General features: G+C 68.4%; 17 protein-coding genes. 6 read left to right on the top strand and 11 right to left on the bottom strand.

Features of this window, described 5'->3' with window-relative positions; translation table 11 throughout:
* The 6 genes from RMCN_RS28980 to RMCN_RS28955 all read right to left on the bottom strand — a co-directional run.
* A partial coding sequence (locus RMCN_RS28980) for a DUF222 domain-containing protein (protein ID WP_131808620.1) occupies positions 1–828 on the bottom strand: 828 nt, incomplete at its 3' end.
* 187 nt (positions 829–1,015) lie between these two features.
* Positions 1,016–1,402, bottom strand: a complete 387-nt coding sequence (locus RMCN_RS28975; RefSeq protein WP_067396557.1) for a hypothetical protein — start codon at positions 1,400–1,402, stop codon at positions 1,016–1,018.
* Positions 1,403–1,434: 32 nt separating this feature from the next.
* Complete coding sequence (locus RMCN_RS28970) at positions 1,435–2,685, bottom strand: DUF58 domain-containing protein (protein WP_064413782.1); 1,251 nt, start codon at positions 2,683–2,685, stop codon at positions 1,435–1,437.
* A complete protein-coding gene (locus tag RMCN_RS28965) occupies positions 2,682–3,647 on the bottom strand; it encodes an AAA family ATPase (RefSeq protein WP_064413781.1) in 966 nt (321 codons plus the stop codon). The genes RMCN_RS28970 and RMCN_RS28965 overlap by 4 nt, the downstream gene beginning before the upstream one ends.
* Positions 3,644–4,129 carry a hypothetical protein gene (locus RMCN_RS28960; RefSeq protein WP_067396524.1) on the bottom strand — a complete coding sequence of 162 codons (486 nt, stop codon included), beginning with the start codon at positions 4,127–4,129 and terminating at the stop codon, positions 3,644–3,646. The genes RMCN_RS28965 and RMCN_RS28960 overlap by 4 nt, the downstream gene beginning before the upstream one ends.
* On the bottom strand, positions 4,126–5,091 hold the full coding sequence (locus tag RMCN_RS28955; protein ID WP_067396522.1) for a DUF4129 domain-containing protein: 966 nt from the start codon (positions 5,089–5,091) through the stop codon (positions 4,126–4,128). Before RMCN_RS28955 ends, RMCN_RS28960 begins: the two co-directional genes overlap by 4 nt.
* Before the next feature lie 54 nt (positions 5,092–5,145).
* On the opposite strand from RMCN_RS28955, the gene RMCN_RS28950 reads away from it, so the two are divergent.
* Complete coding sequence (locus RMCN_RS28950; RefSeq protein WP_064413778.1) at positions 5,146–5,805, top strand: O-methyltransferase; 660 nt, start codon at positions 5,146–5,148, stop codon at positions 5,803–5,805.
* On the opposite strand, the gene RMCN_RS28945 is transcribed toward RMCN_RS28950, so the two are convergent.
* Positions 5,798–6,628 carry an efflux RND transporter periplasmic adaptor subunit gene (locus RMCN_RS28945; protein ID WP_067396555.1) on the bottom strand — a complete coding sequence of 277 codons (831 nt, stop codon included), beginning with the start codon at positions 6,626–6,628 and terminating at the stop codon, positions 5,798–5,800. The two genes, RMCN_RS28950 and RMCN_RS28945, sit on opposite strands and share 8 nt — an antisense overlap.
* Before the next feature lie 87 nt (positions 6,629–6,715).
* Between RMCN_RS28945 and RMCN_RS28940 the strand changes: the two genes are divergently transcribed.
* A complete protein-coding gene (locus RMCN_RS28940; protein ID WP_067396520.1) occupies positions 6,716–8,626 on the top strand; it encodes a potassium transporter Kup in 1,911 nt (636 codons plus the stop codon).
* 5 nt (positions 8,627–8,631) lie between these two features.
* Here RMCN_RS28940 and RMCN_RS28935 read toward each other — a convergent pair whose 3' ends face one another.
* A complete protein-coding gene (locus RMCN_RS28935; RefSeq protein ID WP_067396518.1) occupies positions 8,632–9,498 on the bottom strand; it encodes a rhomboid family intramembrane serine protease in 867 nt (288 codons plus the stop codon).
* Positions 9,495–9,914, bottom strand: coding sequence for a VOC family protein (locus tag RMCN_RS28930; protein WP_067396517.1), 420 nt, complete (start codon positions 9,912–9,914; stop codon positions 9,495–9,497). The genes RMCN_RS28935 and RMCN_RS28930 overlap by 4 nt, the downstream gene beginning before the upstream one ends.
* Positions 9,915–10,208: 294 nt before the next feature.
* On the opposite strand from RMCN_RS28930, the gene RMCN_RS28925 reads away from it, so the two are divergent.
* The 4 genes from RMCN_RS28925 (at position 10,209) to lipE (ending at position 12,923) form a co-directional block, all read left to right on the top strand.
* Positions 10,209–10,607 (top strand): heme-binding protein, encoded by a 399-nt coding sequence (locus RMCN_RS28925; RefSeq protein ID WP_067396515.1) that lies wholly within the window; start codon positions 10,209–10,211, stop codon positions 10,605–10,607.
* A gap of 100 nt (positions 10,608–10,707) precedes the next feature.
* Positions 10,708–11,196: an Rv1352/Rv1906c domain-containing protein gene (locus RMCN_RS28920; protein ID WP_084377835.1), complete on the top strand. Its 489-nt coding sequence runs from the start codon at positions 10,708–10,710 to the stop codon at positions 11,194–11,196.
* A gap of 9 nt (positions 11,197–11,205) precedes the next feature.
* A complete protein-coding gene (locus RMCN_RS28915) occupies positions 11,206–11,688 on the top strand; it encodes a peroxynitrite isomerase (RefSeq protein WP_064413774.1) in 483 nt (160 codons plus the stop codon).
* Complete coding sequence (lipE, locus tag RMCN_RS28910; RefSeq protein WP_067396514.1) at positions 11,685–12,923, top strand: lipase LipE; 1,239 nt, start codon at positions 11,685–11,687, stop codon at positions 12,921–12,923. Before RMCN_RS28915 ends, lipE begins: the two co-directional genes overlap by 4 nt.
* 38 nt (positions 12,924–12,961) lie before the next feature.
* On the opposite strand, the gene RMCN_RS28905 is transcribed toward lipE, so the two are convergent.
* Both RMCN_RS28905 and RMCN_RS28900 read right to left on the bottom strand, forming a co-directional pair.
* Positions 12,962–14,089 (bottom strand): FAD-dependent oxidoreductase, encoded by a 1,128-nt coding sequence (locus RMCN_RS28905; protein ID WP_067396512.1) that lies wholly within the window; start codon positions 14,087–14,089, stop codon positions 12,962–12,964.
* Between the two features lie 35 nt (positions 14,090–14,124).
* Entirely contained in the window at positions 14,125–15,126 is a 1,002-nt protein-coding gene (locus RMCN_RS28900; protein WP_067396508.1) for a tocopherol cyclase family protein, read from the bottom strand.
* Between the last annotated feature and the right edge of the window lie 6 nt (positions 15,127–15,132).

Raw genomic sequence — 15,132 nt, 5'->3', positions numbered from 1 at the left:
CGGCGGTCCGATCTTGGACCACCCCGGACTTACACAGATGGAATGACACGCCCCGGCCGAGGGACATTGCGGGCTGCCGCACCGGCACGGCAGTCCTTGGGCACCCGCGGCGATGGCTCCCAGCGCTTCAGAGCGGCGCTGCCCGAGGGTGCGCGGATCATCGGGGCACACCTGGCTGATCATCTGCGCCAACCGACGCTCCAGCAGCACCCCATCAGTGGTGCTCAACCGGCCCCACAACGACATCGTGCCGGTCACGTCATCGCGCTTGCCCACCCGCACATCACGGTTCTGGGCGGCCTGACGCAAGCGCCGCCGCGCGTCGGGATCGTACTGATCGACCACCGCATCAATGGCGGCTTCCAACCGCGCCACCGACAACACCCCCCACGTGGCCGCACGCTCGGCGATCGCGGCATCCACGCGCGCAGCGACCGCCGAATCCACGATCAGCTGGGTGCGCCAGGTGATCGTGGACACCAGCCCCGCACTCAACTGCCCCCGCACAAACAGCGCTGCGACCTTGGGGAGCCGCTCACGCAAGGCCATCGCGATACACATCTGGCCCGAAGCGGCCCGATCCCCCACCCCCATCGCCGCCGAGATCTCCGCCGAGGCCATCCGCCACCCATCCACGGCGAAATGATCACGGTCCTCATCGGGTTCGGTGTAGCGCGCGGTCAACTCCGCCACCGCGGCCAACCGCCGCGCCGCCCACACCGCCTCGGTGCGCGCACACTCCTCGATCGCAGCCACCACGACCGCGTCGTCAGCACCCGCGAACTCCGACTCGAACATGTGTTCGAGTATGCCACCGGGGTCTGACACGTTGGCGGACTCTACGAAAATGCGTGCCAGCACCGCAGTGGAAAAGGACGTGCTTGAGGCTTCATTGACAGCCACCACTTGAACTCAGAGGCAGAACTGTCACCGATGTCCTGATGCACCAGAATCTGACACGTCAACTCATTGAAATGCGCGCGTAGACACGCATCTGCGTCGAGTGGCGCGGGGTTCACCGCCCCGAGGCGCTCAGCCAGAACGGCCGCGTCGCGAGCACCACAACCGCCAACACCGCGAGCGGCGCCGTCAACGGCAACCACGGCAACTCCGGTGAGAGTAGTACCGCCGTTAAGGCGATACCTGTAAACCCCAGTGCCCCCACGACAGTCGGCACGGTGACATCGCTGGTATGCCGCAACACCAGATACGCCGCACCCGACAAACCGCACAGTGCCGCCAACACCGGACTCGCCGATGCCACCACGATCGCCGCAGCGGCCAACAGCACCGCCACCGTGGCAGCTAGCCCAAACACATTGCCCAGCAGCACCATAACCACGGCAACGCCACACACCACCAGCGCAATATCGTCAGCGGATAGCGCGGCCGCAGCCACCATGACGAAACCGAACCCCGTCGACAGCGCGCGATTCACCGTCGCCTCCGGACCGGTCGGCGGTGCTGGGGCACCAGCTGCATGGCCTGGTCGAGCGTGTCACCCTCGCGCCACGCCACGATGTCGACGCCAACGGTGCCCATGTCTCGATACATGAAAGAGCGTTGCAGCGCCCACATCCGCGCCACCAACGCGTCACACCCCTCCTCGAACGGCGCACCCTGCAGGACGTCCACCGCCACGACGGTGTGGCCACGCTTGCACAGATCGATCAGCGCCAGCGCGAACTCGGTGTCGAGCATCGTGGAGAACGCGACGACGATCGCACCCGGCGGCACCGCCGCGCGCGGCGCCAGAGTCCCCGACGTGGTGTCGTAACCACCGCTGACACCGAGCATCGCGTCGAGCACCCGGTAGAACTGCCGTCGGCCGATGTCCGCGCTCAGCCACCGCGGGTGCCGGTCGCCGAGCGCGACGATCCCGGCCCGGTCGCCGCTGCGCAAAGCGCTCTGTACCACCTGCACCACACCGCGCGCCGTGCGTTCGGCGGCCTCGGTCGCCGGCCCCGCTGGCTGGGGGTAGTTGTCGATCAGCACGACCACGTCAACGGCGCGGTCGGTCAACCGTTCGGTGACGTGCAGGCTTCCCCTACGCGCGCTGACAGCCCAGTTCACCGTTCGCAGTTGATCTCCCGGCACGTATCGGCGAACGTCGGCGTACTCGACACCGGGGCCGATGTGGCGGGTCAGGTGGGTGCCGAGCCGGTCGAGCAGTTCGGTGCGCGGGACCGCCGTCGACTGTGGCGGCGCCATCGGGAACACGAAGACGTCGGCGACGTCGACCTTCCCGATCCCCTCGACCAGACCGCCGCGCGCAGCGACCGTCAAGTGTGCCTGCAGCGGATAGCGGCCCCAGCGTTGCGCTGTCGCCACCACCGTTTGTCTCGCCCTTCCCGCCTCGGCGACCTCGAGTGTCATCCCAGAGACGGTGCCGCTCAGCAGTTTCGCCGTCTCGCCATCTGCCTCCACCCAGATCGTGACGCGCGCCGGCTCGCCTTCGAAGCAGCGGTGGATGCCGGGCTCGGCGCACACGCGCACCGTGGGAACCTCTCGCTGCCACGCGACCGAGCACAGCACTCCGATCAGTGGTGCGGCGAACGCGATGAGCTCCCAACGTGACCCGAGAACCGCCACAGCCATGGCGACCGCCGCACAGGTCAGCAGCGCCTGGGCCAGAGGTGAAGCGCGCCAGCGTAACTCGGCCTCGGTGCAGCGGTTTTCGGTCACGGGTCGGTACGCGGCACCGGTAGCCGCCGCAGTAGCTCGTCGACCACATCGCTGCCCCGGACTCGTCGCACCCACATTTCCGGCCGCAACGTGATCCGGTGCGCAACTGCCGGAACGGCAAGCGATTTCACATCCTCGGGCACGACGTAGTCACGTCCCTGCAGCAGTGCGCGGGCGCGGGCCAGCTGGACGAGATCGAGTTCGGCGCGGGGACTGGCGCCGACGGCGATCTGCGGGTGGTTCCGGGTGGCGGCGGCCAACGACACCACATAGCGCAGCACGTCGTCGTGCACGGTGACCTGTTCGACCGACTCCCGCATCGCGACGAGATCGTGCGCGTCCACCACCCGGGCGACCGTCGGTTCGGCCGAGCCGCGGTCGAGGCGGCGGCGCAACATCGACACCTCTTCCTGTTCGGAGAGATACCGCAGTTCGAGCCGGATCGTGAAGCGGTCGAGCTGAGCCTCGGGCAGCGGATAGGTGCCCTCGTATTCGATCGGATTGTCGGTCGCCAGCACGATGAACGGGGCGGGCAGCGGGTGCGTCGCGCCGTCGATGCTCACCTGGCTCTCCGCCATCGCTTCGAGCAGCGCGGCCTGTGTTTTGGGTGGTGTGCGGTTGATCTCGTCGGCGAGCAGCAGATTGGTGAAGATTGGGCCGCGGCGGAATTCGAAACGGCCCGACTGCATGTCGTACACCGTCGAGCCGAGCAGATCGGCGGGCAGCAGGTCGGGGGTGAACTGCACGCGCTTGAACTCCAGCCCGAGCGCCGCGGCGAAGGACCTCGCAATGAGCGTCTTACCCAGGCCCGGCAGGTCCTCGATCAGAACGTGTCCGCCTGCCAGCACGGTCGTCAGGATCAGCGACAGCGCACCGCGTTTACCGACCACCACCCGCCCGATCTCGTCGAGCACCGCTTCGCAGTTGGCGGTGGTGGCCGCCGCAGGCAGTCCCGTGGTCATACCCGCTCCAACCGTTGCAGGATCTCATCGAGCGTCACCCGGCCGGGTCCGGGTTCGTCCGCCCCGCGTTTGGCGACATTCTCGGGGTTGACCCAACCCCACAGTTCCGGGCCGAACAGCATCTCGCCGGTGGCGTGGTAGGCGGTGCCGTTACGGGTGCGACGTTGGCCGGTCGCCAGCTCGAACTGCCGCGCGAGCATCGGCCGCAGGTGCCGGTCCCAGTCGGTGCGGGTGGCCTCGGCACGGTTGATCAGCGTCTCGGTGCGTGAGCGCCAGCGGCGCAGCGACTCTGCGGCATCGTCGGAAGTTGTTTGGACCTCACTGGTTTCAGCCTCCCGGGCCAGCTGCCACCGCAGACCCAGTAACGCCAGCGCCAGCGCGACGCCGGAAACGACCAGGATCAGCTCACGGTCACGGCTGGCGACCGCGATCAGTTCCGCGCCTGCCACAAACAGAAACGCTGCTGCCGCAATCCTTCTCACGTTGACACACCAGACATGCGTTGGGGTAGTTCGGTCAGCACCCGGTTGAGCACCCGCACCGCGGCGTCGCGGTGCTGCTCGCTCATCACGTGCGGCGAGAACCGCGCCTCCTCGAACAACTCGACCAGTTCGGTGGCGCTGTCGGAACGCAAGGCCCCGCTGGCGACCGCACGCGCGAGTACCTCGGTCGGGGTGTCGTATGCCTGCGGCGCCGCCCCGGGAACCCGCGTCAGTTCGCGTTCCATCGCGGCGTAGCAGGCGATGATCGCTTCCCGCGGTTCGCGGCTCAGGTCGCCGATCTCGGCGAGCCCGACCTCGGCGGCCCTGGCGAGCGATGCCGCGCTCGCCGGTGTCGCCGGCTCGTCGAGAGCCTCGACGAAGGGGGATGGGGTCGGGGGGCGCGCCTGTCGCCGCGATGCGACCGCCGTTCCGACGACGATCAGCGCCATCAGCAGGAGCATCGGGGGTATCAGGTAGTTCACGACGTTGCCGTCGGCGGCATCGTCCTCGACGGGACGCGGCGGGACGGGATCGCCGGGATCGCCGGAAACAGGAGCGTCGGGTGTGACGGCCGGCGGCGCCTCTTCGGTTGGCACCGGTAGCGAAAGCCGCGCCAGCAGCGCGACCAGAAGCACCAACCCGATGAGCACCGCCAGCGCGACAAGCGTGAACCGCCACGATGGCCGGTCGCCGGGCCGTCGGTCCCGAGGCAGACTCCCGGCCGGCGCTGGGAGCGGCCGCTTGTCCCGCATCCGCACGATGACCGCGAATCCGATGATCGCCACCGCCGCGCACAGCAGCACGATGACCGCCGCCAGCGCCAGCGGATTGCTCTGGCGTTGCTCCACCTGTTCGGCGGTTCGCTCGACGCCGGGAACGTAGCCGCGCAGTGCCCAGGCGGCAAGCACCATGAGCGCGATCACCGCGATCACGCGCCGCGTCGACGTGCCGGTTGTGCCCATGGCTCTGTGGTCATCCTGACACGAATGGCCGTCGGCCCGATACGTTCGACAACTATGACCATCACACTGCACGAGTCCCGCGTTGCCGGGGCGATCGACCGGATGTACGCCGAAGCGCGGTATCAGATGGAAGCACTCCGGCGCGCCGACTTCGCCCGCCTGTCGGAGGCCACCCCGCAGGAGCGCGCCGACGCTCTCAGTGAGTTCTACCTACCGGTGACGCCGGAAGCCGGCCGATTGCTGTACGCGCTGGTGCGGGCGAGTAGACCCGCCACCGTCGTCGAGTTCGGCATGTCCCTCGGCCTCTCCGCGATCCACCTGGCCGCGGCGGTGCGGGACAACGGCAGGGGCCGCGTGGTAACCACCGAGCTGAGCGCCGCCAAGGTCGCCGCCGCGACCAAGACGTTCGTCGACATCGGTCTCGACGACGTGATCACGGTGCTCGCCGGCGATGCGCTGCATACCCTGCAAACCCTGGCCGGCACAGTCGATTTCGTCCTTCTGGACGGATGGAAGGAGTTGTACGTCCCGGTGCTCGAGCTTCTGGAACCGCGCCTGACGCCGGGTGCGCTGGTCGTCGCGGACAACACGTCGATGGACGAACTGGTCCCCTACCTCGACTACGTCCGTGACCCGGCCAACGGCTACGTCAGCGTCCCGATCCCGGCGCGGGAGAGCGACAGTATGGAGATCAGTTGCCGCGCAATCACTTAACGCGACTCAGGCGTGTCTTGGCCTCCTTCACCGCGGCGGCGGCGTCCCGGCCGGCCTGCTTAGCCTTGTCGTAAGCGTCCCCGGCCGCGGCCAGTCCTTGCTCGGCTTCCTGCAATCGGCGTCGGGCGTCCTGGTGCCGCAGACGGGCGGCCGCCAGGTCGGACTGCAGTTCGGACAGTGCGTCGTCGGCTTCGGCCTTCGTGCGCTCGGCGGCGGCCAGTTCGGCGCGGGCCTGCTGCCGTTGTCTGCGCGCCTCCGCGTCCTTGCCGTCGCGTCCATCGTCGCTCGGCTCTGCGGGCTCGGGCTTGGGTTCGTGCTTCGGTTTACGTTTCGTGGTCGCACTGAAAACGATTGCGGTGTCTCCGAACTCGCCGAATCCGGACCACTCCTCGGCCTTGGTCAACCGGCCGAGCCGATCCGCCACATCGGGGTCGGCGACAGCGGCCTGCAGCGTGCCGGTGACGTCGTCGCGCAGCGCTCCCGTCGGGCTTTTGAGCTCAGCCTCCTCGAACGCGGTACGGGTCAGATCGTTGACCAGCCGGCGCTGTTCGGTGGACAGCTCCCGGATCCGCTCACCGTCCATCGCCGCGTGTGCGTCGCGCAACCGTTGACCGAGACTCTTCAGGCGTTGCTTGACATCGTCGTCGCCGAGCGCGAGCCGGTTGACCACCCATGCAGCGGTCGTGGGTTTGCGCGCTGCGGAGATCCGCTTGGCCGCCTCCGTGTCGCCACGTTTTTTCGCCTCACCCGCGAGCCTGGTGCGCAGCGCGGTGAAGTCCTCGAGCTTGGCGGCATACAGTTCGTCGAGCGCGTCGTCGGCCACGACCTCATCCTCCCAAAACCACGCGGGTGCGTGCCCATCCGTGAAGAAGGGCCGCGAACCGGTCCCCACTCGGGCCATGATCATCGGATGCGGGCAGGGCCGGATACCACGTCGCTGCGCCCTGCCGTGGTGATCGCCGCGCTCGGGATCGTGTTCGGCGATATCGGCACCAGCCCGATCTACACCATCCAGACCGTGTTCAATCCGCACGATCCGCATCCGGTACCCGTCGCGCACAGCCACGTCTACGGCGTCGTCTCACTGATCTTCTGGTCGGTGATGATCATCGTGACGCTCACCTACGTGACGCTGGTGATGCGGGCCGACAACCACGGCGAGGGCGGGATCATGGCGCTGATCACGCTGTTGCGCCGGTGGACCGGCCGGCGCGGACGACGGGTGACGGCGACGCTGGCCGCATTGGGTCTGTTCGGCGCCGCGCTGTTCTTCGGCGACAGCATGATCACGCCCGCGATCTCGGTGCTGTCCGCGGTCGAGGGCCTCAAGGTGATCGACCCGCAGCTGGCGGACTTCGTCGTTCCAGTCACCGCGGTGATCATCGTCGCGCTGTTCTCGGTGCAGCGCCGCGGCACCGCGACCATCGGGCGGTTCTTCGGCCCGGTGATGATCGTGTGGTTCGTCTCGATCGGGTTGTGCGGGGTACGCGGCATCGCCGGGCATCCGGAGATCCTCAAGGCGTTGTCGCCGACGTACGCCCTGACTTTCATCACCGAACACTTCCACATCGGGTTCTTCGCGCTGGCGGCGATCGTGCTGGCGGTGACGGGCGCCGAGGCGCTCTACGCCGATATGGGCCACTTCGGCAGGCGGGCAATCACTTTCGGGTGGCTCGGCCTTGTCCTGCCCGCGTGCACACTGAGCTACTTCGGTCAGGGCGCGCTGGTGCTGGGCGACGAGTCGACGGTGGCCGCCCCGTTCTTCCTGCTGGCACCGGAGTGGGCGCGAATTCCGTTGGTGCTGTTGGCCACCGCCGCGACGGTGATCGCCTCGCAAGCCGTCATCACGGGCGCGTTCTCGGTGACCTCACAGGCCGCCCGCCTCGGTTACCTGCCGCGGCTGCGCATCGAGCACACCTCGGCGTCCACCATCGGGCAGATCTACGTCCCCTGGATCAACGGCGCCCTGCTACTGGGAGTGCTGATCCTGGTGTTCGCCTTCCGCAGTTCGGCGTCGCTGGCCTACGCGTTCGGAATGGCGGTGACGGGCACCATCACGATCACCACGACGCTGTTCTTCTACTACGCGCGCACGCGGTGGCGGTGGCCGCTGTGGGCGGTGCTGCCCGGCGCCGGCGCGCTGCTGGTGGTCGACCTGATGTTCTTCGGCGCCAACCTCACCAAGCTGGTGCACGGCGCGTGGTTGCCGCTGACCATCGCCGTGGCGGCCTTCACGGTGATGACCACCTGGCAGCGCGGCCGGGCGGTCATCACCGCCGCACGGGAACGTGCCGAAGGCCCGTTACGTGAATTCGTCGCCGACCTGCCGAACCGCGAACCGCCGCTGATCCGCATACCGGTCACCGCCGTGTTCCTGAACCGCAGCATGCACACCGCACCGCTGGCCATGCGGACCAACGTCGAACACAACCGCGTCCTCGCCGAGCACGTGCTGATCGTCTCCGTCGAGACCGAGACCGTGCCGCGGGTGCCCGACGCCGAGAGGATGACGCACGACGACCTCGGCTACACCCGGGACGGGATCGTCCACGTCGTCGCGCGGTTCGGTTACATGGAACGGCCCAACGTGCCGCGGGCCCTGGCCCTGCTCGACCCTGCGGACACCGAGGGACCGGTCGACCTGGCCACCGCGTCCTACTTCCTGTCCAAGCTCGAGATTTCTCCCGGCGACGCCCCGACCATGGCGCCGTGGCGCAAACGGCTGTTCATCGCGACATCGCACATCACCGCCGACGCCGCGGCGCACTTCGGCCTGCCGCTCGACCGCACCGTGATCGTCGGCTCCCGCATCGAGCTGTAGCGGGTTCAGGCCAGACCGAGGGACGCCAGCAGATCGGCGGTACGCCACCAGATCAGGGCCGCGAAGATCACCAGAGCCGCCGCGCTGGCCCCGGCCTGGACCATATTGCGCGAGCCACGCGGCGCGTACACGTAGGCCGTCGCGATCGCGGCGCCCGTGACGAGTCCCCCGATGTGGCCCTGCCAGCTGATGTTCTGCGAGCTCACCAGCGGGATGATGAACGTGAACGCCAGGTTGATCGCGATGATCGCGCCCACCCACCGCACGTCCATGTTCAACCGCTTGCCCACCACGAATATGGCCCCGAAGAGCCCGAACACCGCGCCCGACGCCCCCGCGGTCTGCGCGACCGGCGAGGACAGCAGGTAGACGAGCACGGATCCGCCGAGCGCGCTCAACAGGTACAGGGCCGAGAACCGCAACCGGCCCAGCGCCGCCTCCAGCGGGGGGCCGACGACGTAGAGGGCCCACATGTTGAGCAGGATGTGGGCGGGCCCGTAGTGCAGGAACGCCGACGTCAGCAGGCGGTACAGCTCTCCATCAGCGACGGCGAAGGACTGCAGCACGAGTTCGCGCTGCAGACCGGGAACCGCCATCTGCAGCGCGAACATCACCACGTTCGCGGCAATCAACACGTAGGTGACCATCGGCTTGTCCGTTGGCACCCCGCCGAACTGCGTCCCCACCGGGCGCACTTGTTGAGCGCCGGCGTTCACGCACTCCACGCACTGATGTCCGACCGCCGCGTCACGCATGCATTCGGCGCAGATGTAGCGGTTGCACCGCGCGCAGCGGACATAGGTCACCCTGTCGGGGTGCCGGTAGCACGTCGGCGCCCCGGGCGGGGTCGGCGCGGGTTGGAAGCCGGTCACAGCGTTCCGAACATTTCGATCCAGTTGCCGTCCGGGTCGGCGACGAACATCCAGCCCATACCCGGCACCGGCGCGAACTCGGTCAGCGGTTCGACGACGTCGTACCCGGAGGCGGCGAATTCCTCGGCGATGCCGCGCAGGTTCTTCACCCCCACCGTGAAGTACCGGATCCCGGCCTGCGCCCTGCCACCTCCGGAAGCAACCGGTTGCGGCGGCGGTGTCTCGTAAGTCACCAGCTTGACCACGCTGCCCCCCAGTGAGTACCGCCGCTGCGAACCGCCGGGGAACTCGATCTCGCCTTGGGGTTCGAGTTCGAGGAACCCTTCGTAGAAGGCGACCATCTCGTCTCGGTTCGTGGTGACGAGGCCGACTTCGACACCGGGGCTCAGCAGGTCCAACTTCACGAGGACCACCATATGTTCAGGCTCATGTTCGGCGCCTGCGCCCATAGGCGCGGATAACAATTCGGTCACCATGCAGATCACGATCAATTAAAGATCGCCAGCTAATTCTCAGAGTTCTTGAAATTTCTGGTTGCACGCTTATCGAATTCGGCCGAAATTGCGGTACAGATCACGCCGCTGCGGTGTAACGCCTGCGTGTGGTTCGATTCCGCGTCTCGCTGCGGCGTTTGTCCGCATTTGCCATGGGTACCTTGGTTTTCGGGGACGGGGGAAACAGCGACAAACGCAATGAAGGAAAGAAACGATATGAAAATCCGTGGTATCGCCGCGCGCCGGCAGATCGCCGGCGCCTGTGCCGCCAGCCTGCTCGGCGGCCTGGCCGCAGCAACCATCGCCGCGCCGTCGGCGATAGCCGCACCGGACTGCAGCGCAAGCGCCGTGTCCGGCACCGTCAGCAATGTGACGGGTGCGGCCCGTACGTACCTGGACAGCCATCCGGGTGCCAACCAGGCCGTGACCACCGCGTTCGGCCAGCCTCGCAACGAAGCGTCGGCCACCCTGCGCGGGTACTTCAACGCCAACCCGCAGGAGTACTACGACCTGCGTGGCATCCTCGCGCCGATCGGCGACGTGCAGCGCACCTGCAACATCTCGGCGCTGCCGCCGGAGTTGGCGTCGGCCTACGACGAGTTCATGGCCGGCTGAGTCCGGTCGACTCCGTTGAACAGAGCCCGTCGCCGCAGCTCCCCGCTGCGGCGACGGGTTTTTTCTTTCCCAGGCCCGCTGTCCGTTTAGACTGGCTCGCATGACTTTGCCGCGACTGGCCGCCGTTGCCGCGACGGCGCTCCTCGCCCTCGGCGGGCTGGGTGTCGCGCAGGCCCAACCGGACGAGCCGCACCATCCCGATCCGGGGGCCCCGGGACCGTCGGCTGCGCCGGGCCCGTCCACTGAGCCGGGACCGCCCCCCGCCGGGCCGCTGACCTCCATCGACAAGGACGGCACCTACAAGGTCGGCACCGAAATTCTGCCGGGTACGTACTCGTCGGCGGGTCCCGTCGACGGCGGCGCCTGCTACTGGAAGCGGGACAACAACGACCAGGTCCCCGACAATGCGCTCACCAAGAAGCCCCAGGTGGTGCGCATCGAGGCGACCGACACCGCATTCACCACGCGAGATTGCCAGCCGTGGCAGCAGACGAACGCCGCGCCGCCGCCGCAGGCCTCCCCCACCGACCTGCTGAGCCAACTCGGGTCGTTCATCGGCAAGGGAATCCTGAGCGGCGGCCCCCGCTAGCCTGGCGGTGTGGTCGAACTCCACCCCGACATCGCCGTGCTGCGCCCACTGCTGGGCGTCTGGTCCGGCCGCGGCGCGGGCGAATATCCGACGATCGAACCGTTCAATTACACCGAGCAGATCGCGTTCGACCACGTCGGCAAACCGTTCCTGACATACCGCCAGGCGACCGCCGCCGACGATGGTCGGCCCCTGCACGCCGAGACGGGCTTTCTGCGGATGCCGTCGCACGGCCGCGCGGAATGGGTGTTGGCCCATCCGAACGGGATCACCGAGATCGAGGAGGGCACCCTCGTGGTCGAGCGCGCGGTCATCGAGCTCGAACTGACCGCGACCTCGATCGGCCTCACTTCTACCGCGAAAAACGTTGCCGCGCTCGGCCGTTCGATCCGGGTCGACGGCGACGAACTGGTCTACTCGTTGCGGATGGCGGCGATGGGCCTGCCCCTGCAACATCATCTCGGCGCGACCCTGCACAGGACGGCCGAATGACGGCAGCCGACGGCAGGATACGGGTGCCCGACGATCTCGACGCCGTGACCGCGGTCGGCGAGGAGGACCACTCCGACGTCGACCCTGCGGCGATCGAGCGCATCTGGCAGGCCGCCCGCCACTGGTATGCGGCGGGGATGCACCCCGCGATCCAGGTGTGCCTGCGCCACAACGGCACGGTCGTGCTGAACCGCGCGATCGGGCACGGATGGGGCAACGGTCCCTCCGACCCCCTCGATGCGGAGAAGGTCCCCGTCACCACCGAAACACCGTTCTGCGCGTACTCGGCGGCCAAGGCGATCACGACGACGGTCGTGCACATGCTCGTCGAGCGGGGCGTCTTCTCTCTCGACGACCGCGTCTGCGAGTACCTGCCCGGCTACACCAGCCATGGCAAGCACCGCACCACGATCCGGCACGTGATGACCCACAGTGCGGGCATCCCGATCCACACCGGCCCGCGACCGGATCTGCGCCGCATGGACGACAGCGAGTACACCCGGGAGAAGCTCGGCGAACTCAAACCGCTGTATCGGCCGGGCCTCGTGCACATCTACCACGGGCTGACCTGGGGACCGTTGATCCGCGAGATCGTCGGTGCGGCGGCCGGACGCAATATCCGCGACATCCTGGCCACCGAGATCCTCGAACCACTGGGCTTTCGGTGGACGAATTACGGCGTTGCGCCGCAGGATGTTCCGTTGGTCGCACCGAGCCACGCCACCGGCAAGGAGCTGCCCCAGCCCGCCGCCACGGTGTTCCGTTTGGCGGTCGGCGGTTCGCTGTACAAGATCATCCCGTTCTCGAACAGCCCGCAGTACCTCACCAGCGTGCTGCCGTCATCGAACACGGTCTCCACGGCCTTCGAGCTGTCGCGATTCGCCGAAATGCTGCGCCGCGGCGGCGAACTCGACGGTGTGCGCGTCGTTGCACCCGAGACGCTGCGCAACGCGACCGCGGAGGCCCGGCGGCTGCGCCCCGACGTCGCGGTCGGGCTGGCCCCGCTGCGCTGGGGCACCGGCTTCATGCTCGGGTCGAAACGGTTCGGGCCGTTCGGTCGCGGTGCCCCCGCCGCATTCGGGCACACGGGGCTGACCAACATCGCCGTGTGGGCGGATCCGCAGCGTCGGCTCGCCGCGGGGGTGATCAGCAGCGGCAAGCCCGGCCCGCACCGCGAGGCCAACCGCTACGGTGCCCTGCTGGACACGATCGCGGCGGAACTGCCGCGAGACTGAGCTTCTGCTCGACGGCTCGCGAAAAGTGATGCACATCTTCAGTTTCGCGACGCAGACTCCGGCCGCACGCCGCGGTAGAAACCGCGCCAGACGATCCACGGCATCAGCACGCGATCGATCGACCACCCGGGGAAGCGGAACGCCTGACCCTTCGGCGTGAACACCTCGAGGCCGTCGGCCTGCGGGCCGAGCACCGAACCCCACCGCCGGCTCGCGGGCCGATAGGCGCGCAGCGGTTTGCCTGCGAAGTGGGCGCGGATGTTGTGGGCGAGTAGCCCGTCGGCGCGGTTGCGGGCCGAGCTTCGCAGCGGGTCGGTCGCCGCGACGTCGCCGACCGCGAATACCCCGGTGGCCCCGGGCACGCGGAGTTCGGGGGTGACGCGCACGAAACCCTGCTCGTCGAGAAACTCGGGCGGCAGCCACTGGGTATTGGGCGAGACCCGGCCGATGGCCCACAGCACCGCGTCGGCCGACGACGCCGGCTGCCCGGTGCTCCACTGCACGGGTGCGTCGGTGATCTCGTCGCAGCCGAACCCGTCCGGGAGCACCGCGCGGTGGCACGCATGCAGGCCCACGCCGAGCCCGGCCAGTTGACGGCTGATCCGCTGCCACACCCGCGGGTGGTGGTGCACGAGCGCGCGCTCGGAAGGGAAGTAGAGGTCGACGCGCTTGTCGGGCCACGCCTTGGCCAGGTTGGCCGCGCTGCTGACGGCCGCGGCGCCCCCGCCGATGATGATCACCGACCGCGCGGACGCCAGCCGCTGGTGCGCCGTACCGAGTTCGGTGGTGATCTCGTCGGCCGTCTGCAGATGCGGTCGCCGCCAGAAGCCGTTGCTGACGCCCGTCGAAATCACCAGCGCGTCATAGGGTTCGGCGACCGCACCGCCGTCGGCGGTCTCGACGAGCACTTTCTGCGCCGACGGGTCGAGCCCGGTCAGTGTGCCGTGCACGGTGCGAACGTGGTCGAGTCCGCGGAACCGGTGGAACCCAATCCAGTTGTAGCGAGCCCAGTCCTGCGGCCTGCTGATGCGCATGCCGAGTTCCTGGCCGCTGAGCAGCCCCGGTTTGGCGGAGACACCGACGACGTCGGCGTGCCGCGCAAGCTTGATCGCGGTCAGCACACCGCTGTCGCCGAGGCCCGCGACGACCACCCGCGGGCGGGTCACCGCCCGCCGATCCTGCCGAGTCGCATTCGGTCACCCTAGCCACCGGGCAGGCTGCCGACCTCCAGACCCGCGATCTCGGATTCGCCGTCGAAGATCACCCGACCGAAATCCTTGACCACACAGCGCAACCTGCCGGCGAGGTGTTCGAAGTCGGTGTCGACGTTGCGCCGCTCGGCGGGCAGTGGCACCGGAAGCACGTGCGGCTCGAGATGCGTTCCGTCGCCGTGCAATTCGATCTGGTACCGAAGCGACATCGCCCGCAGGGTCCACGTACCCTCGCCGATGTCCGAGCGCACCCAGGCCGTCGGCGGGGTCAACCGCAGCACCTTGTTTCCGAGCCGTACCACGACGCCTGCCACGTCCTGTTTGAGCGGTCCGAGCGCGAGCAGCCCTCCCGAGAACGCCACCGAGACGTCGGCGTCGCCGAAGTCGTGTGCCTGCCCCCACCACCACCGCTGCGGGAACCCAGCACCCCAGTTGCGTTCGGTGTAGAGCTTGGCGCGGTCGAACTGCCAGCGCTCACCGTCGAATTCCACGGTGCCGCTGGCGGATCCGCCGAGCCGGTAGGGATGCCAGTACTGGTTGAGGAAGGGGACGACCGAGGCGAGCCCGCCGCCGGCCAGCGCCTTGGGCCAGCGGACCGGGTCGTCGAACCTCATGTCGACGCGCACGCCGGGGAGGTCGGCGCGTAGCCGGTCGTAGGTCGCGTGAAACCGTCCGTCGTCCGCGTCGAGCCGAAACGGCTCCGCCCCGGCACGGGCACCGTCCAGCGCCGCGCTGTACACCCGCTCGCCCGGGTGCAAAGCCACCGCGGTGGTCGCCCAGTCGCCGTCGGGATGCTTGTTCACGCTGAACAACGCCACCACGACGCGTCCCGACGCGGCGTCGGTCAGGCGCCAGAACCAGCCCTCCATCTCGGTGCCGTGCGAGGTCAGCGGGTCGCTGAAGGGCAGATCGGCGCCGGTGCGTCGATAAGCGCCGGCGATGGGCCCCGCGACAAGCCTCGTCGCGTCCCTGGTGGTGTCGAGAGCGGTCATGACCGC

The sequence above is a fragment of the Mycolicibacterium novocastrense genome, from assembly GCF_001570485.1.
GTDB lineage: Bacteria > Actinomycetota > Actinomycetes > Mycobacteriales > Mycobacteriaceae > Mycobacterium > Mycobacterium novocastrense.
This window is presented reverse-complemented; position numbering and strand designations above follow the sequence as displayed.